The organism is Pleurocapsa sp. FMAR1 (genome assembly GCF_963665995.1).
Lineage (GTDB): Bacteria > Cyanobacteriota > Cyanobacteriia > Cyanobacteriales > Xenococcaceae > Waterburya.
Genome location: NZ_OY762512.1, coordinates 240,880 through 264,031, shown reverse-complemented (window position 1 = coordinate 264,031; position 23,152 = coordinate 240,880). Strand labels below are relative to the sequence as shown.

22 protein-coding genes and 9 pseudogenes are annotated in these 23,152 nt (G+C 39.3%); 21 read left to right on the top strand and 10 right to left on the bottom strand.

All coding sequences use genetic code 11. From position 1 onward, the window contains the following. Position 1: 1 nt before the first annotated feature. A complete protein-coding gene (locus tag SLP02_RS01355) occupies positions 2-805 on the bottom strand; it encodes a hypothetical protein (protein WP_319418857.1) in 804 nt (267 codons plus the stop codon). Positions 806-1,008: 203 nt separating this feature from the next. Between SLP02_RS01355 and SLP02_RS01350 the strand changes: the two genes are divergently transcribed. The 8 genes and pseudogenes from SLP02_RS01350 to SLP02_RS01310 all read left to right on the top strand — a co-directional run. Continuing rightward, positions 1,009-1,368, top strand: coding sequence for a hypothetical protein (locus SLP02_RS01350; protein WP_319418856.1), 360 nt, complete (start codon positions 1,009-1,011; stop codon positions 1,366-1,368). Between the two features lie 5 nt (positions 1,369-1,373). Continuing rightward, entirely contained in the window at positions 1,374-2,030 is a 657-nt protein-coding gene (locus tag SLP02_RS01345) for a hypothetical protein (protein ID WP_319418855.1), read from the top strand. Positions 2,031-2,040: 10 nt separating this feature from the next. Continuing rightward, positions 2,041-2,355 (top strand): hypothetical protein, encoded by a 315-nt coding sequence (locus tag SLP02_RS01340; protein ID WP_319418854.1) that lies wholly within the window; start codon positions 2,041-2,043, stop codon positions 2,353-2,355. 37 nt (positions 2,356-2,392) lie between these two features. Beyond that, a protein-coding gene (locus SLP02_RS01335) for an IS1 family transposase (protein WP_319418853.1) occupies positions 2,393-3,111 on the top strand; the annotation gives its coding sequence in 2 pieces (ribosomal slippage) (positions 2,393-2,681 and positions 2,681-3,111; 720 coding nt in all). A 258-nt stretch (positions 3,112-3,369) separates the two neighbouring features. Beyond that, entirely contained in the window at positions 3,370-3,738 is a 369-nt protein-coding gene (locus SLP02_RS01330; protein ID WP_413467305.1) for an ArsR/SmtB family transcription factor, read from the top strand. A 129-nt stretch (positions 3,739-3,867) separates the two neighbouring features. After that, entirely contained in the window at positions 3,868-4,479 is a 612-nt protein-coding gene (locus tag SLP02_RS01325; RefSeq protein ID WP_319418851.1) for a cation transporter, read from the top strand. A gap of 212 nt (positions 4,480-4,691) precedes the next feature. After that, positions 4,692-5,637, top strand: a pseudogene (locus SLP02_RS01315) (alpha/beta fold hydrolase). A 100-nt stretch (positions 5,638-5,737) separates the two neighbouring features. Beyond that, positions 5,738-6,487 (top strand): annotated as a pseudogene (locus tag SLP02_RS01310) (CobW family GTP-binding protein); the annotation flags it as partial. Between the two features lie 91 nt (positions 6,488-6,578). On the opposite strand, the gene ltrA reads toward SLP02_RS01310, so the two are convergent. After that, complete coding sequence (gene ltrA / locus SLP02_RS01305) at positions 6,579-8,366, bottom strand: group II intron reverse transcriptase/maturase (RefSeq protein ID WP_319418849.1); 1,788 nt, start codon at positions 8,364-8,366, stop codon at positions 6,579-6,581. Between the two features lie 769 nt (positions 8,367-9,135). Here ltrA and SLP02_RS01300 point away from each other — a divergent pair. Continuing rightward, positions 9,136-9,354: pseudogene (locus tag SLP02_RS01300) on the top strand (GTP-binding protein); the annotation flags it as partial. Further along, positions 9,342-10,415, top strand: a complete 1,074-nt coding sequence (locus SLP02_RS01295; RefSeq protein ID WP_319418848.1) for a WD40 repeat domain-containing protein — start codon at positions 9,342-9,344, stop codon at positions 10,413-10,415. The pseudogene SLP02_RS01300 and the gene SLP02_RS01295, both read left to right, overlap by 13 nt. A gap of 69 nt (positions 10,416-10,484) precedes the next feature. On the opposite strand, the pseudogene SLP02_RS26390 reads toward SLP02_RS01295, so the two are convergent. The 7 genes and pseudogenes from SLP02_RS26390 to SLP02_RS01265 form a co-directional block, all read right to left on the bottom strand. Then, a pseudogene (locus tag SLP02_RS26390) lies at positions 10,485-10,754 on the bottom strand (type II toxin-antitoxin system YafQ family toxin). Further along, complete coding sequence (locus tag SLP02_RS01290) at positions 10,754-10,960, bottom strand: hypothetical protein (RefSeq protein ID WP_319418847.1); 207 nt, start codon at positions 10,958-10,960, stop codon at positions 10,754-10,756. Before SLP02_RS01290 ends, SLP02_RS26390 begins: the two are co-directional and overlap by 1 nt. A gap of 136 nt (positions 10,961-11,096) precedes the next feature. Next, positions 11,097-11,294: pseudogene (locus SLP02_RS01285) on the bottom strand (hypothetical protein); the annotation flags it as partial. Next, positions 11,288-11,983: a hypothetical protein gene (locus tag SLP02_RS01280; protein WP_319418845.1), complete on the bottom strand. Its 696-nt coding sequence runs from the start codon at positions 11,981-11,983 to the stop codon at positions 11,288-11,290. The gene SLP02_RS01280 and the pseudogene SLP02_RS01285, both read right to left, overlap by 7 nt. 210 nt (positions 11,984-12,193) lie before the next feature. Continuing rightward, a complete protein-coding gene (locus tag SLP02_RS01275; protein WP_319418844.1) occupies positions 12,194-13,009 on the bottom strand; it encodes a metal ABC transporter permease in 816 nt (271 codons plus the stop codon). Continuing rightward, complete coding sequence (locus SLP02_RS01270) at positions 12,978-13,766, bottom strand: metal ABC transporter ATP-binding protein (protein WP_319418843.1); 789 nt, start codon at positions 13,764-13,766, stop codon at positions 12,978-12,980. Before SLP02_RS01270 ends, SLP02_RS01275 begins: the two co-directional genes overlap by 32 nt. A 56-nt stretch (positions 13,767-13,822) precedes the next feature. Beyond that, a complete protein-coding gene (locus SLP02_RS01265; protein WP_319418842.1) occupies positions 13,823-14,773 on the bottom strand; it encodes a metal ABC transporter solute-binding protein, Zn/Mn family in 951 nt (316 codons plus the stop codon). Between the two features lie 367 nt (positions 14,774-15,140). On the opposite strand from SLP02_RS01265, the pseudogene SLP02_RS26385 reads away from it, so the two are divergent. From SLP02_RS26385 to SLP02_RS26360, 8 genes and pseudogenes are all read left to right on the top strand, one after another. Then, positions 15,141-15,290, top strand: a pseudogene (locus tag SLP02_RS26385) (Tn3 family transposase); the annotation flags it as partial. 167 nt (positions 15,291-15,457) lie between these two features. Next, positions 15,458-15,735, top strand: a pseudogene (locus SLP02_RS26380) (Tn3 family transposase); the annotation flags it as partial. A gap of 43 nt (positions 15,736-15,778) precedes the next feature. After that, positions 15,779-15,964: a Tn3 family transposase gene (locus tag SLP02_RS26375; protein ID WP_413467304.1), complete on the top strand. Its 186-nt coding sequence runs from the start codon at positions 15,779-15,781 to the stop codon at positions 15,962-15,964. Positions 15,965-16,355: 391 nt separating this feature from the next. After that, complete coding sequence (locus SLP02_RS01255; protein ID WP_319418840.1) at positions 16,356-16,958, top strand: AAA family ATPase; 603 nt, start codon at positions 16,356-16,358, stop codon at positions 16,956-16,958. 368 nt (positions 16,959-17,326) lie between these two features. Then, positions 17,327-17,557: pseudogene (locus SLP02_RS26370) on the top strand (hypothetical protein); the annotation flags it as partial. Beyond that, entirely contained in the window at positions 17,523-17,741 is a 219-nt protein-coding gene (locus SLP02_RS26365; protein ID WP_413467078.1) for a hypothetical protein, read from the top strand. The pseudogene SLP02_RS26370 and the gene SLP02_RS26365, both read left to right, overlap by 35 nt. Before the next feature lie 102 nt (positions 17,742-17,843). After that, positions 17,844-18,077, top strand: a complete 234-nt coding sequence (locus SLP02_RS01245; protein WP_319418838.1) for a hypothetical protein — start codon at positions 17,844-17,846, stop codon at positions 18,075-18,077. Next, positions 18,029-18,172 (top strand): annotated as a pseudogene (locus tag SLP02_RS26360) (hypothetical protein); the annotation flags it as partial. The gene SLP02_RS01245 and the pseudogene SLP02_RS26360, both read left to right, overlap by 49 nt. Before the next feature lie 96 nt (positions 18,173-18,268). On the opposite strand, the gene SLP02_RS01240 reads toward SLP02_RS26360, so the two are convergent. Next, on the bottom strand, positions 18,269-18,475 hold the full coding sequence (locus SLP02_RS01240; protein WP_319418837.1) for a hypothetical protein: 207 nt from the start codon (positions 18,473-18,475) through the stop codon (positions 18,269-18,271). Between the two features lie 1,106 nt (positions 18,476-19,581). On the opposite strand from SLP02_RS01240, the gene SLP02_RS01235 reads away from it, so the two are divergent. From SLP02_RS01235 to SLP02_RS01225, 3 genes are read left to right on the top strand one after another with little or no spacing between them, the layout of a single operon-like run. Next, positions 19,582-20,826 carry a sedoheptulose 7-phosphate cyclase gene (locus tag SLP02_RS01235; protein ID WP_319418836.1) on the top strand — a complete coding sequence of 415 codons (1,245 nt, stop codon included), beginning with the start codon at positions 19,582-19,584 and terminating at the stop codon, positions 20,824-20,826. Positions 20,827-20,828: 2 nt separating this feature from the next. After that, entirely contained in the window at positions 20,829-21,665 is an 837-nt protein-coding gene (locus tag SLP02_RS01230) for an O-methyltransferase (protein WP_319418835.1), read from the top strand. Positions 21,666-21,721: 56 nt separating this feature from the next. Next, positions 21,722-23,101 carry an ATP-grasp domain-containing protein gene (locus SLP02_RS01225; protein ID WP_319418834.1) on the top strand — a complete coding sequence of 460 codons (1,380 nt, stop codon included), beginning with the start codon at positions 21,722-21,724 and terminating at the stop codon, positions 23,099-23,101. Positions 23,102-23,152 lie beyond the last annotated feature (51 nt).

The following is a 23,152-nucleotide window of genomic DNA, read 5'->3' as shown; positions in this document are numbered from 1 at the left end:
GTCAAGCGCGTTTTATAGCTTTGGTTTTATAGCCTGAAGCGTCTACTAAAACTATTGGCTGCGTAGTACCAGGAATGAATAATTCTGCATAAGCAAATTTTACTGTAGCTAACGGCCTTCTCTTTGGCTTGCGTATAAGCTTGGCCATTACTCGAACACTACCAGGTACGTTGTAGTCTTTGCCGTCTTTATGTTCTCTCAAGTTATTATCCCAATCTGGCTCGCTGTTGTCTTGTATTCTAATTACTTGTTCAATTATCTTTTTAGCATCCGTTCCGTCATCTGTATAAACTGTAAATCTATATGCTTTTTCTTTGTCCCAATAGGTAAAGGCTTTTCTTCCTTTTCTATAAAAAAATACAGGTTTAGCAAAGTCATTTAATATTTTTGTAGCCAGTTGATTAATATTTACCGTTGAATAATCTTCTTCTCTCCAGCGAAAACTTACTTCACTTCTAGCGACTTTTCTGTCATTATCGTAAGCCTCGTATTTATCTTCTCTAAAGTGAAGCTTTACTTGAGGATAATAGGTGTTAGATATCTCAAAGTCAGTACTAGGAATACCATAGATATATTCATCTAACAAGTTCCCTGCTTCTACCCACCAAGTCAACATCCTGGCTAAAGTAAGAGTCATCGTATCTGTATCCTTATGTAGACAAATCCGTTTAATTAGTTGTCTAGGCGCAGCCGTACTAAGACTAGCGTCGTCACTACCGTCAACGTCTCTAAAATGCTTGTTTATAGCCCTATTAAAGTAGGTTCTACAGTAACTTTGAAACGTTTCTACATCTGGTTTACTCACAAGTTCGTACCTCGCTTGTCTTGATTAATACATTTATACTAACTTTTAATTTTAGGTGTTAAGATTCTAACTAGTTCTTTTTAAGCACTCGTGTATCGTTATCAGCCTCTGTTTTGCAATCTAAAAAACATTTTCTTGATGTTTAAAAAACAGCAATCAAGCTGACAAAACAATCTGTACAACCACCAACAATAAAAACAATTATGGCTCAAACTTTAACTAGTATTTTAGGCGAAAACGCTACCTCAAGCGGTTCAACTATTACCATTGATTTAACTGATTTCAAGTTTGCCAGCGGCACACGGATGTTAGACACTCCTGCCACTGCTACAGTCAGTCAAAAGATAGCAACTTTGGTTGCTGGAATCCATCAGAATTCAAAGCCAGTTAAAGACGCTAACGGATTAGACGTAGTAGATAAAACTAATTCTCTTGTAGCTTCTGAATCTTTTTCTCCTAAAACCTTTGAAGTCAGACAAGAAACTGCGCAGGTTAAAAATGAATTTGTGTTTTCTGTCTATACGGTAGACTCAACAGCATTTGACCCTGACAATGCGGTTTAACTATTATGGTTTTGTGTCTTAATAACGAAGACCCTATTATTGAATGGCAGTACTCAGGCGGAGCAAAACAGCGTATTTTAAAAGCTGATGATTATACTCTCAGCACACAGTTCGTTTACCCGCGTGATACCTACTACAACCTTGTCTATCGTTCTTCTAATATTAATAACGGTGTAGTGACTTGGAATAGCGACCGCACGAGGTACAACTCAGATCGGTTTAATGGCATTCTATCCTGGCGACTAAAGGTAGTCTATAAAGGGGTTATCTCTTATCCAGCCGACAACAAATTTTTTACCTATGTTTATAAGCCTAGCACAGACAAATACGATACAAGACCAGCAGGTCAACGTACTGCCGATTTTTATGTAGAGGTCGTTGATTCTTTAGGAGAAATAGCGACTATTTTTATAGGCTCGAATGATGGACACTGGAGTCAAAGGTTTATAGCTGCCGACAATCAACCAATACCAACTAATTGTAATTTTAGAATCCTCAAAAACAGCAATGTCGTTTATCAACAAATAAAAGATACCTGCCCTGAAGTTACTTACTCATGCGGAAATCAATGTCCTCCAGGTACTTGTGAATGTAGCTGCGGGAATACCGTTTGCTGTTACGACGAAAAGACAGGCGAAGTAGTGAAAAGTTTTAAAAAATAGGTAATCAAATATGAGCGAATGTACAGCGTTAGCCACCAAGCTAGAAGTAAAGAAAGTAGAAGCTCAAGTCTCTGGCAAGCTAGACCAGTCAGAAAAACCCAGAATAATACAAACCGCTTCTGCTCTAGGAGCTACTGCTGCACTTGGTATATTTGACCCCAGAATACAGGCTTTATTAGCTGAACTAGCTAAAATTGGCGGTGAAGTAAAAGCATTAGGAGGCAAGCTTTTAAATTTTCTGGGAAAACTAGGGGGAATACTAAACCTTATCGCGTTGGCAGCTACTCAGGTATCGTTACAGATTTTGGTAGTCCTAAAGATGTAAGGATATAAAATAGGAAATTGTAGATCATTTGATTTCCATGCCAGTAGATTTGCCATCTTGTCCATCATGTAATTCAGAACAAATTGTTAAAAACGGTCACATTCACAATGGCAAGCAAAATTATAAATGTCGCGACTGTGGTAGACAATATGTGGAAAATCCACAGAATAAAATGATCGACCAACCAACCAAAAACTTGATTGACAAATTACTCTTAGAGAAGATTCCTTTAGCTGGAATTGCCCGAGTTACAGAAGTTTCAGAACCTTGGTTACAGAGTTATGTCAATGCTAAATACGAATCAGTTTCTCAGCAAGTTAAAGTGAGAACAAAAAAAAAGGAAAATTAACGATTCAGTGTGATGAAATGTGGTCATTTGTCGGTAATAAAGCCAATAAACAATGGATTTGGTTGGCTTTGGCTGCAAAAACTAAAGAAATAGTCGGGGTTCATATCGGCGATCGCCGTCGTCATGGAGCGAGAAAGCTATGGCAATCTTTGCCCTCAGTCTATCGACAGTGTGCCGTTTGTTATAGTGACTTCTGGGAAGCCTATGAACAGGTAATTCCTTCAAAACGCCATCAAGCGGTGGGGAAAGAGAGAAAAACCAATTACATAGAACGATTTAATTGCACAATGCGACAAAGAGTTTCTCGATTAGTCAGGAAGACTCTATCGTTCTCTAAGAAAATCGAAAATCAGATCGGGGCAATCTGGTATTTTGTCCATCATTACAACACGTCCTTACATCTTTAGGACTACCCTTTCTTGTTCATAGGTTTTTATCTTATGGACAGCTTAACTTTTAAATTTTAATGCTTAAGATACTTGTTGAGTAAAACACTGCAAATATATTCAATCACCTTTTTGATAATGATAGCGAGCTTGCAGAAAATAAACGCGATTATCTTTTTATTCTGAAACGAGAATATATTGCGAAGCAAGATTGCATCTCTAACTCAGGTAACTTGTATCTTGTACCATTGAACTAATAGATTTAACCGTTATCCTAAAATACCCGTGAGTAAAACCAAAACAGACGATCTTTGTCAGGTACGATGTTTCAACACCGATTTAGTTACTCAAATTCGGTCAACTTTGCCCTCAGAAGATATCTTAGAGGAAGTTACGGTTATTTTTGGTGCTTTAGCAGACCGATCGCGGGTTAAGATACTTTATGCCCTCAGAAACGGCGATGAACTTTGTGTTTGCGATATTGCCGCCATGTTAAATGTCAAAATCGCTACTGCTTCCCATCATTTGCGGAAAATGCGAGATTTGAAATTACTTAAATATCGTAATGACGGCAAATTGGCTTACTACTCCCTAAGAGATCGGCGTGTGACCGATATCCTCAGCTATTCTTTGCAAGAGTTGGTGTAGCTAATAACCAATATATTTCGTCTTCTCATTTTGATTGTTTTAATTTGGGTTACATTCTAATGTTCTTTTGAACGTTTGAAGATACAATAATCTTTATTCAAACAATCATTTGAACGTTAAAGCAAAAAAATGGCAGAACATTGTTGTCAAAATAAAGCCAAGGAATTAGAAAAGCTACAGCAACGCCAGAGCAAAGTATTATGGATTATTCTGGTAATTAATGCGGTGATGTTTGTGGTGGAGTTTAGCGGAGGCATGAAAGCAGCCTCTCTATCTTTGACAGGCGATTCCTTAGATATGCTGGGCGATGCTTTAGTTTATGGCTGTAGCCTTTACGTCATTCAAAAAGGTAAAAAAGCCCAAGCGCGATCGGCAATGCTCAAAGGCGGTATTATGTTTTTAACGGCGATCGCTGTATTTGCTAGAGCCACCTATCAATTATTTGCTCAAACCGTCCCCACAGTTCAATTAATGGGCGAGATTGGTATTTTAGCTCTGGTAGCTAATTTAATCTGCTTTTTACTGTTGATTCGTCACCGTAATGACAATATTAATATGTCTTCAGTTTGGCTGTGTTCCCGTAATGACATTATTGCCAATACTTCAGTGTTGCTAACTGCTGGCTTAGTTTTATTGACTAACTCATTTTTACCCGATCTCATTTTGGGGCTATTACTCACTGTAGTTTTTGCCCAATCTGCGGGACAAGTTATAACTCAAGCAAGAGCAGAATTAATTTAGAGCAATCGGAATTTATCGTCATTAATTAATATTCCCCAAGGTTCGGATGAAAACTATCCTCTGTATGAATTTATAGAAGCAGAAAGTGATGCTGCTGTAGCTTTGTATGGTTGCGATCGCCCTGTGTGTATCAATGCTTTAAGACAACTGCAAAGTTAATTAACTATCTGACTAAAATCCTATTATAGATAGATATCTCTTTACTAATAGCTATGACTGAAGCAACCTTACCAACTCAACTTGATTCTAGTATTGGCGGGATAAAAAATGTTTACAACTGGAATTTTTTAGGTAAACAATATCAAATAGTCTATGAAACCATCGGCGCAGGAAACCCCATACTGTTACGGTCACGTTTTGTGTATGAAGCTTCATACACAAAAGCTGACCTTACTTCCAGCCTTTAGCACGGTTTCTAGTCGCACAGAAATGAAGGGTATTGCCAATCTACTTGCTACACAATATCGAGTAACGGTTTTAGATTGGTTGGGATTTGGCGAGTCTCAATGTCCCCCTGTGGATTATAGTCCCGTATTATTTCAGCAGTTGTTGTCAGATTTTACTAAATCTGTTTTTAATAGCTCAATTATCCTTGTTGCTGCGGGTCATGCTTCAGGATACGCTTTACAACTAGCTCAAGATAATCCATATCTGGTTTCCCAACTAATTTTAGTTGCTCCCACTTGGCAAGGACCTTTACGAGTCATGGGTTTACCCGATGGGGTGAGAAATGGCGTTAAAAACTTAGTGCGATCGCCTTTATTGGGTCAGACTTTGTATTATCTCAACACTACGCCATCTTTTCTACGATTGATGTATAAACGCCACGTCTATGTGGATGAAACTAAATTAACCCCCGAATTTATCGCTCAAAAACACCAAATAACCTCAAAATCTGGTGCGAGGTATGCCCCTGCTGCTTTTGTAACTGGCGCGATCGATCCTGTAACTAAGCGAGAAGAATTCTTGCAGCTTTTGAATTCTGTATCGATGCCCGTATTAATTATTCTGGCAGAAAATGCACCACCTAAATCGAAGGCGGAAATGGAAGCGATCGCAGAATTGGAACAAGTGCAAACAGTTAGATTAGCAGGAACGTTGGGGATTTATGAGGAGTATCCTGAAGCGGTGACAGAAGGCATTCAGAATTTTCTTTAGCATCAATGTTTAATGATCTTCCAGGCTAATTTTAGATTGAAAACGGGTATTTGAGAATGAGATCGATTATCATTATCTAAAAGAACTTAGGAATTAGATTATGGTAGCGACAACCAGCAACACCGTTCCCGTCACAGTATTAACTGGCTATCTGGGTGCGGGAAAAACGACTCTCCTCAATCGCATTCTCACCCACGAACACGGTAAGAAAGTAGCAGTCATCGTTAACGAGTTTGGGGAAGTGGGAATTGATAACCAACTGATAATTGATGCCGATGAAGAAATCTTTGAGATGAATAACGGCTGTATTTGCTGTACGGTGCGTGGTGACTTGATTCGGATTATCGGCAATTTAATGAAGCGTCGTCATCAATTCGATCATCTAGTAATCGAAACCACTGGTTTAGCCGATCCCGCCCCCGTTATTCAAACTTTCTTTGTCGATGAAGATATGAAAGACAAGATTGCTTTAGATGCAGTTGTTACCGTCGTCGATGCCAAACATATTCAGCAACATTGGGATGCAGATGAGGCACAGGAACAAATTGCTTTTGCCGATGTAATTCTCCTCAATAAAACCGATCTCGTTAGTCCTGAAGAATTGACAGAATTAGAAAGCAAAATAAAAGCCATGAATGGGATGGCAAAAATTTATCCCACTCAAAATTCTGAATTATCGATGGATGCGTTGTTAGGAGTACAAGCATTCGATTTAGAACGCGCTTTAGAAATCGACCCCGAATTTTTAAACGAAGATGCCCACGAACACGACGAGACAGTAAAATCTTTTGCCATAGTCGAATCTGGAGAACTAGATGGACAAAAACTAAATGATTGGTTGAGTAACCTATAGAAGAGTCGAGGAGGATGTTACCATCTCTCCCCTCTCGTCCGAAACCGTGCGTAAAACTTTCGCTTTACACGGCTACTCAAAAGTGCTGCTATTTGTCTTTTACAGGCTTTTTAGCTGCATTGATTAATTTGATATCAGATGCAGTTTTTTCATCATGGCAATGTCCGTGAAGTAATTGATAGTTTGAATATACATTCTTTCCATTTAGCTTTTTAGCTATTATGTGGTCGGTTTCTTGTATATCACCATTGCGGATATATAGTCCGCATCTGGCGCATTTCCCTTTTTGTTTTTTCAATAAACTAGCTTTTAGGCTGTCCATTTCTGGATGTCTACCCATTCTGGTTGCCCAGTATATGAGGTTTCCATCATAAGGGCTTGCTTTACCTTTTACTTTCACGTATTTGGTGCTACAAGGTGTATCGGTGTGTTTAGTAAGGTATAGTCCGCCTTTAACTCCTTTGGTTGAGAAGCGACTGACTATTTTTCCTCTAATACTCACGTGATTCCAATACTTTGTGTAGGCTCTTTTCCAATTCGCTTTACATCTTCTCCTGCTCCAACTTCTCAGTTTATGATATAAGTCACTATCCTGATTAGAGTGTCCACCTACGGTACTAATATCAGAGGTTTTATAGTAGTTCATCCAACCCCTAATGATAGGGTTGAGTTTTCCTATTAATTCTGCTTGTCCTTCAATCTTTTTATTCTTGATTGTTTCTCTAAGCTTTTCCTGATGTTTTTTGTAGGCTTCCTTAGTTGGAGTGATAAGGGTTCTGATTCCTGGTCTTTTACCAGTACTTAACCTGATACTTGAATGATATCCGACTTTGAAAGTACGAATGTGAAATCCAAGAAAGTTAAAACCAGCCTTACCGTCTTCGCTTTCTTCTGGTAGAAGTGTGTGAGCGATTCTGGTTTTAGAGGGTTTCAGTTCCAATCCTATCTTTGATAACCATTTTTCTACAATTGCTTTTCCTTCTAGAATTACTTTTTTATCCTTGTGCATTAAGACGAAATCATCTGCGTATCTGATAAAGTTGAGAGATTTCACTTTATCCTGCCACCCCTGTTGATGACGACCATCAGGTTTTTTCATATCAATGGTCTTGGCAAATTCATTTAAATGTTCTTCTAATCCGTGCAAGGCTATGTTTGCGAGTAAAGGGCTAATTACGCCACCTTGGGGCGTTCCTTCCTCTGTTTCTAAGAAGGTTTTATTGTCAATTACACCTGATTCTAACCAAGCTTTGACTTGTTGCCTGACCTTACCCTTGTACCCTATTTTTTTGAGTAATGCAGCATGGTCGATTTTGTCAAAGCACTTTGAAATATCCGCATCAAGTACATACTTGGGCTTCTTTTCAATTGAAAATCTAATTAGTGTAATGGCATCATGACAGGCTCGTCCTGGTCGAAACCCATAGGAATTTGGCTCAAAAATCGCCTCCCATTCAGGTTCGATGGCGTTTTTGACAACACCTTGTAAGGCTCTGTCGTGCATTGTTGGAATCCCAAGAGGTCTTTTCTCATCTTTTCCAGGTTTTGGTATCCATACTCTGAGAGTAGCTTTACTAGTTCCTCTTATGATGAGTTGTTTGGCGAGTCTGATTCTAGCAACTGGTGTTAGGGATTTAATTCCGTCTACCCCTGCCGTCTTCTTTCCGCGATTATCCTGGGATACCCTTCGTACAGCTAAGAGCCTGTTGTACCAAAACCTTATCAATGTTTTCTGAAGCTGACGAACTTTCTTTTTATCGCCATGACTTGAAGCTTTAAAAATTTGTTTTTGCAGCTTGTAGACATATCGTTCGACCTTAAGCCAATCGATTTTCTCCCATACCTCTATATTCTTTAACGAATTAGAATTAGTCATATTAACTGTTTACTTACAACTTTTTTAATCAGCAATTTGCGGAATACGTCTGCGTATCCTGGGCATTACCCCATCTCTTTTTCAGCATTACCTGTCATTTCAGGTTAGGCATTTGCTTCTTATTCCATCTTTACTTCCTATTGCCTAGTTTCCTAGAGTGTTTGTCTTGATTGACTACCTGAAGTAAATTCAGGAGCGCAAAGAAGGTTATTTCGTTCCGAGTTTCCGTTGTTTAAGTTCTTTAGAGGGTATCTATCCACCTGTATGCCAGAAAATGCGATACAACCTTCTGCAAGAGGTGTACTTCTTTATTATGGCTTCCCGATATTTCGGGTTGCAGGGAGTGGCATTATCCACAAGCTTATATCCCCTGCTCCTTTTTAAAGATGGTTTCAATACTTTGTTTGTTCTCCTCCACGATGTCCTATTCCTTGGAATAAACCTCAGTCCAGGGTCGAGTATAGAACTCTTTGCTACGGGTTGGCGTTTTCAGCAATTATCACCAGTTCATGTTGCCATGTACCGCCGCTTTACTCCCGCTTCAACATCTGAGTTATCAATTCAGATGTTGGGGAAACTTCACACCACTCTTATGAGTGAGGACGCTGTATGCTTTTCAACCCCGCATTAGGGCGATGGGATTTTCACCCATATCGGAAACTAAGTTATCGTCTATTGAGGATTAAAAGTGCGAACTTTACCCAGGTTGGGTTACTCAATAGAAGCCAGTCATCCCCCTAGTTACTAGGTTTCGACCGAACGAATCGCACTACAAACTAAAGGGGTAGATATCTTCCGCATGAAAGGCATCTTAAATATTGCGGGGGAAGATGAACGGTTTGTCTTCCAGGGAGTACATATGTTGCTTGATGGTAAAGCAGATCGCCCTTGGAAGGAAGGAGAAACCCGTAAGAATGAATTAGTGTTTATCGGTCGCAATTTGGATGAGGCAGAACTGAGAGAGGACTTTAAGCAATGTTTGGTGTAGGTGCGAAGACTAAAGTCATATTTCAACAACATTGGCAGGGTAGTCTCTCAGAATACGTTACAGCAGTAGCTTGGTCTGGCGATGTATTAGCTGCTAGTTCGGCTGCGGGGGAAGTGGTTTTATGGCAAGATGGCAGCCTGGTTAGTTTATTACCTGTGAGGTCAACATCGATAGACTGTCTGGCTTTTTCCTCTAATGGCAAGTTTCTAGCTGCTGGGGGACAGGATGGCAAGGTTAGAGTCTGGTCTATGGCTTCTACCTTTTTGGAAGGGGGGTTAGGGGGAATTTATATCTTAGATAATGCACCGAAATGGGTCGATAAATTGGCTTGGAGTCCTACTTGCAACCAATTAGCCTTTAGTTTGGGTCGTTACGTGCAAATTTGGGATGCAGATACTCAAACAGTTATGACTACTCTACCCTTTACTAATTCTTCTGTTTTAGATTTAGCTTGGCGACCAAAGGTCGAAAGTATCGCGATCGCAGGTGATGGAGGAGTCAAAGTATGGTCTACTAAGGATTGGGATGATGACCCCTATCTAATCGATATGCCCTCAGCTAGTATTGTTACTGCCTGGTCTGGGGATAGTAAATATATAGCTTCTGGTAATTTAGATAATACCATCACCGTTTTAGAATATGGCTTACCTATTCCTTGGGTGATGCGGGGTTTTCCTGGGAAGATTTCTAATTTAACTTGGTCACAATCTCGACTAAATAACGAACCTGTACTAGCAGCATCTAGTATCGAAGGAATTGCCGTCTGGAAAAAAGAAGCTAACGATAAAGATGGTTGGAATGCTGATGTTTTAGCTTTACATAAGAGTAAAATTCAGGCTTTGGAGTTTCACCCTCATAGTTTATTACTCGCTTCTGCTGCGGATGATGGCTGCTTGGGTTTGTGGACAAAAGCCAAACAAGTCGGGCAAATCTTAGAAGGTGCTAGGGGTGGGTTTTCTTGTTTAGCTTGGAGTAAAGATGGTCAACAGTTGACTGCTGGCGGTCAAAATGGAGAGTTGATTGTTTGGTCACAGTCTAAGCGCGGTAAAGGTTTTGGCTAATTTAAGTTGGGTAGGTGCGATCGCTCTTTTAACTACTTTACAAATTCCAGGCTTCCATTGAAATATCAACTAATAAACTTCATTATGATTGCCAATATCAATCAAAACAACATTTCCCTCGTCTGTAAAGTAAAATATAACTCGTTGATCGTACTCTATACTGAAGCTCCATAAATCTTTCATTTTTCCCGATAACTTATGAGTTCTCAGACTTGGCTCGAAGGGGTTATTAGTAAATACCTCTAGTTTTGTCCAAAATCAAGATTCTAACTCTGTATTGCCTTTAATTCTTTTTTTGAATACCCGCCGAAAAGATGAACTAAAGCTAACTTTAATCATTAATCTTCTATCAGTTGTTTCAATTCATCAATGTTTGAGGAAAAGTTTAATTCGCCTTTTTGCTCCTCACTAATGCTTTTTTGATAATTGTTATATATTTCTTCTCGTCGCTCTTCACGAAGATATTGAGATAATAAAGCTTGGATTTCTTGCTTTTCTTCTAATGAAAGGTTTTTAATTGTTTCTAATACATCGCTAAAGCTCATAATTTAATGGTTAAATCTTTGATACTGTTAGATTATATCTTTGTTATCGTATTTCTTGATTCGGTTATTTAGACAAAGTGCGATCGCTTTTTTAACTGCTCTATAAATTACAGGCGATCGCGCTACAACAAAACAATTAAGCATACAATAATTGATTATTAATTTCTTCAACTTTTAACGCACTTACTAAAACACCGATACGCCTCGCAATTTCATAGAGATTTTTCTGAGGAACAATTATAATCCCAGAATGTTTTTGATTTTCCTTCATATACTGAAGATGCAATCTCTCGAAATCAACACGGTTATGAGTCAAGAGACATCTACCTAAAGAAAAGAAATAACGGCAAAAAGAATAGCTGTAAAACCGAAAAAAGGCTGATTTGGGGAGATTAAATGGATGAAGCGAGCGACAAATACTGGAGTAGCAATGATTAATGTTGATATAAATGCTATAGGAACGCTGAAAAACCATGTAGAGATATAATATATGAAGAATATAAATCCTACAAAAGTAGAAAGCAATGCTCCACAGAGAATAGGATGTGTTGGAAACGAGAGACCCATCTGAATTAGACTTTCTCGCAAAGGTTCTACAATGAGCTGCATAATTTGGTTATCTGTTACAAAACACAATATACTTAACGCAAAAGGGCTGAATGTTATATAAAAGATTTGTAATTTGAACTCAGAAACTGTTTTCTTATGCTCAAGACACCACTTTAACGAAAACCATCCAAAAAGGCAGAGAATGAAAGCAATAGACCAAAATGAAATCAGTCCAATACTACTTGAGAAGAAATAGTGAAAGATAACGAGGAATAAGAAATTGATAATAGTAAGCCAACCATATAATTTGCGAACAGCTATCAGATTGTTGACTATTTTTATTTCCTTGATATTTTGATTAAAATATCTGTAGCCACTTTCAAGAGATGAAACGAAGTTATCTATATAAGTATTCTGTCTGGCAATCTCGCCAGCCCAATAAATACCTATCAACACTTGCGTAAGTGTGAACATGAATTTAAGCATGAGGATTATTTATCAAACGCCCTAGTGTGTTGAATTGAATCACTAATAAACATTATTATACTGACGTTTTTCCAGAAATATTGAATGATAATAAAAAACTTATATTCATTGGATTAAACGCTACATCTTTTTTCATAATAAGCAGCAGTAGAGGCGTAAAAAGTCCTCTCGACTCTTGATAATCTAAACCCAAAATCTTTAACCTCGCCGACAGCATAAAGCCACTACCAAAAACCCAAATAACTGAACCAAAACAATACTTGGACCACTGGGCAGATCGAACGCCCCAGAAATCACCATTCCCATTACCCCACTGGCTGCACCCATACCAGCAGCAGTAGCCAAAAACGGCACAAACTGCTGACAAATTAATCTGGCACTAGCAGCAGGAATAACTAAAAAACCATTGACGAGTAAGATACCAACGGCACGAATAGTTAGGGCAATAGTGATTGCTAAAAGAACGATAAAAAAATAGCGATGCCTACGAACTGGTACGCCTTTAACTATAGCTAAATCGCTGTTCAGGGTTAAGAGGATTTGGTCTGGTAAACTGATGATTAAGTAAGCTAAAGTTACAGCTAAAAGTACTAATAATAAAATTAAATCAGTATTACTAATTGCAAGAATATCGCCAAATAAAATCGACAATAAATTACCCCGATATCCTTTTAAATAACTAAAGCCAATCGTTCCCAAAGCTACCGAACCCGATAGGGAAATACACAAAACTGTATCGCTAGCTAAATCGGTTCTGTCGATTAAATAAATAACTCCCAAGCCAAAAGCGACAGTAAAACCGATCAACGTCCAAGTAGAGGGAAGTTGCAATAAAGCAGCTAAAACTACCCCCAACATTGCCGAATGTCCCACCGTATCCCCAAACAAAGATAGACGACGCAGGATTAAAAAGCTGCCTAAGATTCCCCCCAAAATACCAAACAGCACGCCTCCCAGGATTGCCCGGTGCATAAAAGGTAAACTAAATAGACTCAGTACGTCTGGTAGGTTCATGATGATGACAGGTAGGACTAACTAAAGAGCCGTATATTTGCAGAAGGTTTTCAGGTGTTAGGGTGCTTTTAGGTGAACCTTGGTAAAGTAAGCGACTGTTTAAACAAATAACTGAGTCGCAATATTTACTAACTAAATCCAAATCGTGGGAAACCTCCAAAATTGTCCAGTTTTGTTCTTGCTTGAGGTTATTAAGCAAAGTAGCAAACTCAATTTCTCCCGTAGCATCTACCCCTGCTAAAGCTTCATCAAGAACCAACAAACGACGGGGAACAACTAAACAATAAGCCAGTAATACCCGTTTTAATTCTCCTCCACTAAGAGTACCGATTTTTTGTTTAGCTTGCTTACTTAGATGAACCTGTTCTAATGCCTGTTGGATAATTCCATGTTTGCGTTTACGGTCGTACCACCATTGTTTAGTATTTAATCCCAAAGCCACTAACTCGGATACGGTTAAAGGAAAGGTGCGCTCAAAAGGAAAATTTTGCGGAATATAGCCAACTTCAGTTTTCAAGCGATTTAACTGTTTGCCACTACAATTAAACAGCTTTATTTCACCTGATCGCGCCTCAATTAAGCCTAAAATAGTTTTGATTAGTGTACTTTTCCCCGCACCGTTAGGACCTATAATCGCCGTATGAGTACCTGGCGATAATTCAAAAGAGACACGATCTACTGCTAAGTATTCCCCACGCATCACCGATAAATCTTTGACCGTAACTATGGGTTGGGTAACAGATAAGTTTTGACGCATTTAATTTACTGATTTTACAAAAACAGAAAAAACAATCAATCACTTTTGACTTTCCCTCATTTGCACGCTCTTTCTAAAGCTGCTAAATTACTCCGCATGACTTGAAAATAATATTGTGGATTGGTTTCTCCCGACTCTAGAGGATCGATTACTTCTAATGGGAGGTTTAAGTCACTAGATATCTGTTGAATGCGTTTATCTTCAATTCCAGGTTCGGTTAATAAGGCTTTAACTTTGTACTGGTTAGCAGCTTGTTGTACCCGTTGAATATCTTTGGGCGTAATACTATCTTCGGGAATTTCGACGATCGCTTCTTGTTTGAGTCCATAGCGTCGGGCTAAGTAAGGAAAAGCATCGTGAAAAGTAATAAAATTACAGCCTTTAACGGGTGCTAATTTTTGCTTAAATTCACCATCTAACTGTTTTAGTTGTTGAATATAAGCCTCGGCATTGGTACGATAGCTATCTGCGTTAGTCGGATCGATGGCAATCAAGCGATCGCGAATAGTCGCTACCTGTTGTTGCGCTAACACTGGATCTAACCAAACATGGGGATTTACCTCTTCGCGATCGTCTCCTGGTTCTTCTTCTTTAATGACTGTTATTCCTTTACTAGAATCAATTTGCTGTAGCTGCGAATTACCTGCATTAGTTACTAAACCTGCCAAGAATTCTTCAATACCCAATCCATTTTCTACTAAAACATCTGCTGATGCTAAGGTCTTAGCATCGTCTGGAGTAGCTTGATACTCGTGAACTTCTGTACCTGGAGCAATTAAAATATCTACCTGTCCCGTATCTCCCACCACGGCTTGGGTAAATAGATCGATTGGCAGAAAAGTCGCGACAATTTTGGGACTGGAATTACTTTGTGCTGTGGCAACGGTATTTACCAAAATAGAACTTAAGCAAGTTAAACCCGTAATTAAAGAGTATTTAAAGAATTTTATTCTAAAAGCTGAAGATACATTGAAGGGTATCTTAATCTTGTGACTACCTATTAGCATTTATTGGACTCTCGATTGATGTAAAATGATAATCGTTATCATAAACTATAATTCAACATAATGAGAAGGTAATTTTTAATTACATCAATTGAGCGTACTGCTTACCCTCGTTTTAAACCCAACCCCAGTAACAAGGAATTAATCGAATTTTACACTTCCACAGAAAAAGAAATTAAATTAGCCAGATCTAAAACTTGTAGTTATTAAGGACAGTTTAGCTTTTTGGTCATGCTCAAAACCTTTCAGCGATTAGGCTACTTTTGTGCGGTCAATTTGAGTTTATCCCTCATCCTATTATTGACCATATCTGTACCTGTTTGAACTTGGGTGAGGAATATAGTGCGATACCTTTTGTCGTGTCAGTGCTGACGACAAATATAAATATCTTGAACCTTTATTTGGAGATGTCATTAATTGGGAGTTAATTAAAACTCATTGGCAAGATTTAATGAGAGTGGTTTTATCTATCAGAGCAGGAAAATTGATGCCCTCGACTATCTTGAGAAAATTGCGAGCCACCCTCAACAGTCCTCTGCGGAGGGAAACCCTCCTGCAAGGCTGTTTCGCAAAACCGTTGCGGGGTTTCACCCCGTTGCGAGACAGTCCGTTGCGCGGGTTCCCCGCGTTGAAGGAACTGTCGAGGGTGAGGTACCTGCGGGGGGTACCCCTTGGTTGGCGAGGGCGGGAACTTATAGTCGTAAAAATAGGCTTTATCAGGCTTTATCAGGCTTTTCGCGAATTAGGTAGAGTCGTCAGAACCATGTTTCTACAGTCGGCTTTTTGGTGGGAAGCTTCCCACCAAAAACGCGACGTATTGCAATATATCTCCGACATGGGTTTGAGAAGGCAAATTACTTCCTGTACCAATAAATATTGTAGAAGCCTATAACGGTTTTTCTAAATGGCTGTTTTTTGGCAAAGATGGATTGATTACTGATAATGACCCCTTAGAACAAGAAAAGCGATGCAGCGCGTTGCGGAGATTCTCTCCGTTGAAGCGACTGCATCAAGAAAAGGCTCAAGTATCTAAATTTAATTGCTAATTCTATTATTTGGCAGAATGCTTTTGATATTTCTTCGATTATTCGCTCTTTGAGTGCTGAAAGATATGTTATTAAACCTCGAACATTAGCTACTTTGAGTCCCTATCTGACTGGTCATCAAAGCGCGTTATGGAGACTATATCGTTGATTTTGATAATCTACCTCAACCGTTGGAAACAGCAATGGTTATTCCTATCGAACCTGAAACGCAATAGTAGCAGTAGTTGTAAGTCGATGTGGCATGATTTTACACGTATCTCGGCTCAACGCCATATTGAGATTATGCCCCGCGCTTGCACTTGTTATCCCACTTGATGGCTTGTACTCTTCGAGCATAAATACTTGAATAGGTAGGACGAATGGGTGTAGCCTTCGGATCGCCAATAAGTTGAAATTGTTAATATTGCTGTATGTTAGTTCTAATGAACTATAACAATGGGTAAGATTGGTGACTCATTTAAGATCGAGCAAATTATCGACGTTAAAAACAGTCGAGCGCCTGACTCTAACTTTCGATACTTTATGTGTGAGCAAGAAAAATGCTGTTGACTATTACTACTACCCATCAACCCGCTACAGACTTAGGATATTTACTCCACAAACATCCAAATAAATGTCAGACATTCTGGGTTTCGGTTGGTAAAGCACACGTATTCTATCCAGAAGCAACTACAGAACGCTGCACCGCAGCCTTACTTTTAGACATCGACCCAATAGAATTAGTTCGGGGTAAACTCTCAGCAAAAGACAGCCTTTTAGAACAATATGTAAACTATCGCCCTTATGTTGCTTCTTCTAATGTACAGCCAGAAAGCCGTAAGCCTTTAATTAATTTAGCCAAACAGTTTCATTGTTTTGCAGCAGCAATTGTTTTCGATCTGCCTGAGTCGATATGTCACGAAAGAAACAAACAACGACCAGATCGACAGTTTGGCTCTCACGTGGTCAAAAACCATGCTCGTAGTTTAAAGAGATCGCTCAAGAATTTAAAACGGGAGGGTTTTAGATTTATCTATAAGCTGTCTTCTGTCGAGGAAATTGAAGCGGTAGAAGTTGCTATCCAACCAATGTGGACCAACCGCAAACACGAACGGGGTGCTTTCGATATTTTGCTCTCTATGGTGAAACTACAGGAGAAATAGACGAGTTTGGTTTTCCCGTTCGTTACGAATGGGCGAGAGAATATCGCGGTCAGGCGATCGTTGTCTACGGACATACTCCAGTACCAGAGGCAGAATGGTTGAATAATACTATTGATATTGATACGGGTTGTGTTTTTGGTGGAAAGTTAACCGCCTTGCGCTATCCCGAACGAGAATTAGTTAGCGTCAATGCTGCTAAGGTGTATTGCCAACCTGCTAAACCTTTGGATGCAGAAATCAATAACAATTTTCAGCAACAGAATGATGTCTTAGATATTGAAGACGTAACGGGTAAACGGTTTATCAATACTGATATCTATGGCAAGATCGTCATCCGCGAAGACCAAAGCATTACTGCTTTAGAAGTTATGAGCCGTTTTGCGGTCAATCCCAAATGGCTTATTTATCTTCCTCCCACTATGTCTCCTGTCGCCACATCCAAACTACCAGATTTTTTAGAACATCCTACTGAAGCTTTTACTTATTATCAGCAACATAATGTCAAGCAAGTTATCTGTGAAGAAAAACACATGGGTTCTCGCGTCATAGTTGTTTTGTGTCGCGATGAAAGCGTGGTTGAAAAAGGCTTTGGTATTAGAGATGAAGGAATTGGTATTTGCTATACTTGTACTGGGAGAAAGTTCTTCAATCAAGACAAAATTACTTGCTCGTCGTGCGGAATATCTCAGAATTATCTACAGTTTGGAATACTCATTACCAGAACATCTAGAACGACTCAAACAAAGAGGCTTGACTAGAAAGCGATGCAGCGCGTTGCGGTGAAGCAGTTCGTTGCGAAGCAAAGCGTTGCGGAGGTTCCCTCCGAGTAGCGCTATTGCTGAGAGTGGCGGGGTTTCCCCGCTGCAGGCTGCAAAGCAGCGCACGTTGGAACGTGCCGACTTTCCTCCCGTTAGGCGAGGCTCTCCAGAGCCTGTCGCTAGACGCGACTTGGGCGGTACCCCGCCCTGCGAAACTGCTTCACCCGAAGGGGGGTTACCCCCGTCTTCTGCGACACAGAGGCTAACGCCTCAAAGTCCCTTCGGGACGCTGGCGCGAATGCGCCGTTCAAGAAGCGATCGCTCGCCCTCAGAGAATTTGCTCTTGGTGTTGAGGCTTTAAAGCGTTTTGTCAGTAACGAACCATTGAGAAAGGTTCATGAATGTGTGTTTGGAGTGTTGGCACTCGAAAGCGAACCTGTCGATCCGAGATTGTAAGCCAGCGGTTACTTCATCTTTAAACTAAAAGAAATTTTGGCAAATTCTACTCTTATGCTCTAGTTCGTTTGTTTTGATGGCGAGGGGTGCCTCCGTTTAGGAGGCATACCCAATCGCCATGTTGATATCTTGCAATAATCCAATAAGAAGCGCGATCGCATCTTGTTTTAGCCAATACAGCATCTGTAATCTTTCTCTACTGCTAGAGGTAACTGAATGATGCAATCGATGTCTTAATTCTTTTTTACTCTCATTGACTTCTACCTGAAATCTATTTCCCATTTCTTTGCGCCAGATCACCATTATTAATTTAGTGCATCTTCATGGAGAAATGGTATGACAGTTAAATTGTTATAAATACAGAAAGTGCCACCTAATTTGTTAATTTGTTCAAATGGCACTTTGAAGTCTGGCTATGCTTGGGTTTCCCAAGCTTATAGAATCGACTTGTTGAAGCAATTTAATTAGATTAATCTGGCTATAGTCTATCATTTGTAACAGTTTTGGGATGTTAAAAAATAAATGACATTATTTTGTTAAGATAACAAATAATTAGTTAATGTACATCAAGCTTATGCTTGAAGTTGCAAATGGTATTAGACAGTATTTGTAACAGATGTCTTCTAATAGCAGTTAGCAGTTTCTTCTATTTAGTTTAAATTAGCATTATTTCTTTTCGTATTTCATACTTTATCAAGCATAAATTGAAATTTTTATTGTCATAAAAGTTATTCAAAAAATTGCCTTAGTAATTTGGTTATTATACAGGCAATATTTTTGATTAATCAAAAATATTAGCGTAAGTATCGTTTTGTTGTTTTTAATTATATTTTTTTGCTTTTCATCAAGGTAAATCTGAGATAAATGTAAATTACGTTAACAAACTTAAGACAATCTTAACATAAATTTACAAATGATGGCGAATTAAGCCCCAAAAACTTGCTTTAATGAAAATGTAAGTAAGTGAGAATTAAATAAATCGGCAATTGCATAGCTTGATAATCACTTTTAATCTGTTGAACGATTTTTTCTGAACTATGACTATGTGCAGATACTTAAGAATAAGAATTGTGTTACATATAAATAGGTAAGGTTAAATAAATTGATTACAGGCTATCCACCAGTACTTTTTCTACCGAGGTTTTTGTTCTAAATTTAGATTGTTTACTTTATCTTTTTAAAAGGTAGTAGCTTCTAAAATTTAGATTGAAAATAAGCAAAAAACTGACATCTTATAAAAAAGCCAAGTCATTGCCTTCAATGGATGGAAGATATTTATAGGAGTTAACCAATAAATTGAGGTAAATTTTACCTCAGTTAGTTTTCTTTCGCCCATAAAAAAAAAGATGATTTGTAAATAGTTTACAAAGTAATCTTGTAGATATTTCAGTTGTATTTAGGCAAAAATAATGAGTCAAATTGAAGCAAAATTTGTAGCTACAGACACAGCGTTTAGAGTTGAAGGCTACGAAAAAATTGAGTACGATCTTCTGTTTGTAGAAGGAGTGTTTGATACCAAAAATAGAGAAATTGCAGACAGCTATGAAAAGTTCGGACGCTGCTTAATGGTTGTAGATGCTAACGTGCATCGGCTTTACAAAGACCAAATCGAAGCATACTTCAAGCATTACGATATCGATTTAACAGTCTTCGCGATCATTATTAGTGAGTTAGATAAGAGTTTACAAACTTTAGAAAAGATAGTTGACGCTTTTGCTGATTTTGGTTTGGTACGTAAAGAGCCTGTATTAGTAGTTGGTGGTGGTTTGATTACTGACGTGGCTGGTTTTGCTTGTGCTAGTTATCGTCGCAGCAGCAACTATATTCGCATTCCTACGACTATGATTGGCTTGGTTGATGCTAGTGTAGCTATCAAGGTTGCAGTTAACCACAAGAAACTAAAGAATCGTCTTGGTGCTTATCACGCCTCGAAAAAAGTAATTCTTGACTTTTCTTTTCTACGTACTTTACCAGAAGCACAGGTGCGTAATGGAATGGCAGAATTAGTCAAAATTGCCGTAGTCTCTCATAAAGAGGTGTTTGAGCTATTAGAAAAATATGGCAAAGAACTATTAGAGACTCGCTTTGGTTATCTTAACGGTAGTGAAGAAATCCGTGAAATTGGACGTAAGCTAACTTATAAAGCAATCAAAAAAATGCTGGAGTTGGAAGCACCCAACCTCCACGAACTAGATTTAGATCGGGTAATTGCTTACGGACATACCTGGAGTCCTACCTTTGAGCTTACTCCAGAAATTCCTCTATATCATGGTCATGCGGTCAATATTGACATGGCACTGTCGGCTACAATAGCAGCAACGCGAGGCTATATTACTCCTGAAGATCGCGATCGCATTTTAACCACCATGAATAATATCGGACTGGCATTAGATAACCCAGTTTTAGATATAGACTTACTGTGGAAAGCTGGTGAATCTATTACCCAAACTAGAGATGGTTTACTTAGAGCAGCCGTACCCAAACCGATTGGAACTTGTTTCTTTATCAACGACCTAGAAAAAGACGAGTTGGAAGAAACTTTAGCCGAACACAGACGTATTTGCGCCGACTATCCTGATTCAGGTTTAGGAACGCAAGTATACATGAATGAAGGCAAAGAATCAACTGAAGAAGCGTTAGCAGGGAGTAGATAGTCGTGGTGGGAACAGCAGAAGCTCAGAAGAAAACCGCAAGACCAGTTACTCCTTTAGGGATTCTTGTCCAGCAGCTAGAACACATTCTAAACGCAGCCAAAACAGAATCGATTTCAACTGAATTTAAAACATTCTTAGACGAAGCATATCATTTAGCTGCGGGAATCGACCCCTATTTAGAAGCCTGCACTACTTCTGAATCAGAGGCTCTAGCTAATTTGACAGATAGAACCCAAAAAGAAGACTGGAGTAAACGTTTTGACGATGGCGAAACGGTTCGCGCTTTAGAACAAGAAATGCTTTCTGGGCATATTGAAGGACAACTACTCAAGATGTTGGTGTCTATCAGCAAGTCCAAGCGCGTACTAGAAATTGGTATGTTCACTGGTTATTCCGCTTTAGCGATCGCCGAAGCTTTACCAGATGACGGTTACTTACTTGCTTGCGAAGTAGACGAATACGTTTCCCAGTTTGCGATCGACTGTTTTGCTGCTTCTACCCACGGTAAAAAAATTGAGGTTAAGGTTGCCCCCGCAATTGAGACTGTGAATCAGCTAATAGATACGGGGGAGTCTTTTGATTTGGTGTTTATCGATGCTGATAAAGGTGGATATATCAATTATGTCAACCTGTTATTGGAGAGTAATTTGTTAACACCTGATGGTTTTATCTGTGTAGATAATACTCTGATGCAGGGACAACCTTATTTGCCCGAAGAACAACGGACAGAAAATGGTAAGGCGATCGCCCGTTTTAACCGCTTTGTTGCCGAAGATCCTCGTGTCGAACAGGTGATGATTCCCTTGCGGGATGGCGTAACCCTCATTAAGCGTAAATAACCCGTAGGGGCGTTTCGCGAAACGCCCCTACCACAATGTACTTGAATTTATTTCAGATGGCGCAAACATTATTTATTTCCCGTGGTTTGGCGATTGCGAAGCTAGCCGAAGGCATCGCCAAAAATTTGGGTACACTGGCATTACTATTGCTGTTACTTCCTTTTAATTTGGCGTTGGTGTTTTTGTCTATGATTAAAAATATCATCTCAGGTAAGGGCGATCGCGCGATCGCGCCCAATACCCCAACGGAAAAAAAACGCATCCTGATCACAGGTGCAAAAATGACCAAGGCGTTACAGCTAGCAAGATCTTTCCACAGAGATGGACATGAAGTATATCTGGTAGAAACCCATAAATATTGGCTGTCGGGTCATCGTTTTTCCCGCGCTGTCAAAGGGTTTTTTACCGTACCTGTTCCCGAAAAAGAACCAGAGGCATACTGTCAAGCTTTAGTTGATATAGCCAAAAAGCAAGATATCGATCTTTTTGTTCCCGTATCCAGTCCCATTTCTAGCTACTATGATTCTTTAGCCAAGAAAGCTTTAGAACCTTACTGCGAATCAATTCATCTCGATCCAGAAGTTACTGCCATTCTTGACGATAAACACGCCTTTTGCTCAAAAGCTAGAGAACTAGGTTTATCTGCACCTAAAGTATTTCGTATTACCGATCCGCAACAGATCCTAGACTTCGATTTCGAGAGTGACGGTAGTAAATATATTGTTAAAAGTATTCCTTATGATTCGGTATTGCGACTAGATTTAACTAGATTGCCCTTTTCAGAAATGGAAGACTATGTTCGTAGTTTACCTATTAGCGAAGCAAAGCCCTGGGTAATGCAAGAATTTATTCGCGGACAAGAATATTGCTTTCATGCAACTGTCCGCAAGGGAAAAATTAGACTGCACTGCTGTTCTAAATCTTCTCCTTCTCAGGTTAATTACGAACAGGTAGATAATCCCACGATCTATCAATGGGTAAAAACCTTTGTGCAGAAAATGAATCTAACAGGACAAATTTGTTTTGACATGATTCAAACAGAAGACGGAACAGTTTATCCCATTGAATGTAATCCTCGTCTGCATTCTGCCATTACTATGTTTCACGATCATTCAGGAGTAGCAGAAGCTTATCTATCAGATGGTGAACCACAAGAACAGCCCATTACTCCTTTACCCGATAGCAAACCTACCTACTGGACGTATCACGAACTCTGGAGGTTATTAAGTATCCGTTCTTTAGCAGAACTTAAAGCTTGGTGGCAAAAGATAACCAAAGGAACTGACGCTGTTCTAAGCCCAGACGATCCTTTACCCTTTTTAATGCTGCATAACTGGCAAATTCCTTTGCTTTTACTCGATAATTTACGTCGTCTTCAAGGCTGGGTCAAAATCGATTTTAATATCGGCAAATTAGTCGAAATCGGCGGAGACTGAAACATTGAACATTGCGAGACAGTTGCGTTGCGGGGGTTGCCCCCGTTGAGC

Coding starts and splice junctions, on each gene's coding strand:
- SLP02_RS01265 (WP_319418842.1), bottom strand. CDS start 14,773: ATGCTAATAGGTAGTCACAAGATTAAGATACCCTTCAATGTATCTTCA.
- SLP02_RS01225 (WP_319418834.1), top strand. CDS start 21,722: ATGGCGCAAACATTATTTATTTCCCGTGGTTTGGCGATTGCGAAGCTA.
- SLP02_RS01280 (WP_319418845.1), bottom strand. CDS start 11,983: ATGTTCACACTTACGCAAGTGTTGATAGGTATTTATTGGGCTGGCGAG.
- SLP02_RS01290 (WP_319418847.1), bottom strand. CDS start 10,960: ATGAGCTTTAGCGATGTATTAGAAACAATTAAAAACCTTTCATTAGAA.
- SLP02_RS01275 (WP_319418844.1), bottom strand. CDS start 13,009: ATGAACCTACCAGACGTACTGAGTCTATTTAGTTTACCTTTTATGCAC.
- SLP02_RS26365 (WP_413467078.1), top strand. CDS start 17,523: ATGAAAGCGTGGTTGAAAAAGGCTTTGGTATTAGAGATGAAGGAATTG.
- SLP02_RS01295 (WP_319418848.1), top strand. CDS start 9,342: ATGTTTGGTGTAGGTGCGAAGACTAAAGTCATATTTCAACAACATTGG.
- SLP02_RS01240 (WP_319418837.1), bottom strand. CDS start 18,475: ATGGTGATCTGGCGCAAAGAAATGGGAAATAGATTTCAGGTAGAAGTC.
- SLP02_RS01255 (WP_319418840.1), top strand. CDS start 16,356: ATGCTGTTGACTATTACTACTACCCATCAACCCGCTACAGACTTAGGA.
- SLP02_RS01235 (WP_319418836.1), top strand. CDS start 19,582: ATGAGTCAAATTGAAGCAAAATTTGTAGCTACAGACACAGCGTTTAGA.
- ltrA (WP_319418849.1), bottom strand. CDS start 8,366: ATGACTAATTCTAATTCGTTAAAGAATATAGAGGTATGGGAGAAAATC.
- SLP02_RS01345 (WP_319418855.1), top strand. CDS start 1,374: ATGGTTTTGTGTCTTAATAACGAAGACCCTATTATTGAATGGCAGTAC.
- SLP02_RS01270 (WP_319418843.1), bottom strand. CDS start 13,766: ATGCGTCAAAACTTATCTGTTACCCAACCCATAGTTACGGTCAAAGAT.
- SLP02_RS01350 (WP_319418856.1), top strand. CDS start 1,009: ATGGCTCAAACTTTAACTAGTATTTTAGGCGAAAACGCTACCTCAAGC.
- SLP02_RS01340 (WP_319418854.1), top strand. CDS start 2,041: ATGAGCGAATGTACAGCGTTAGCCACCAAGCTAGAAGTAAAGAAAGTA.
- SLP02_RS01325 (WP_319418851.1), top strand. CDS start 3,868: ATGGCAGAACATTGTTGTCAAAATAAAGCCAAGGAATTAGAAAAGCTA.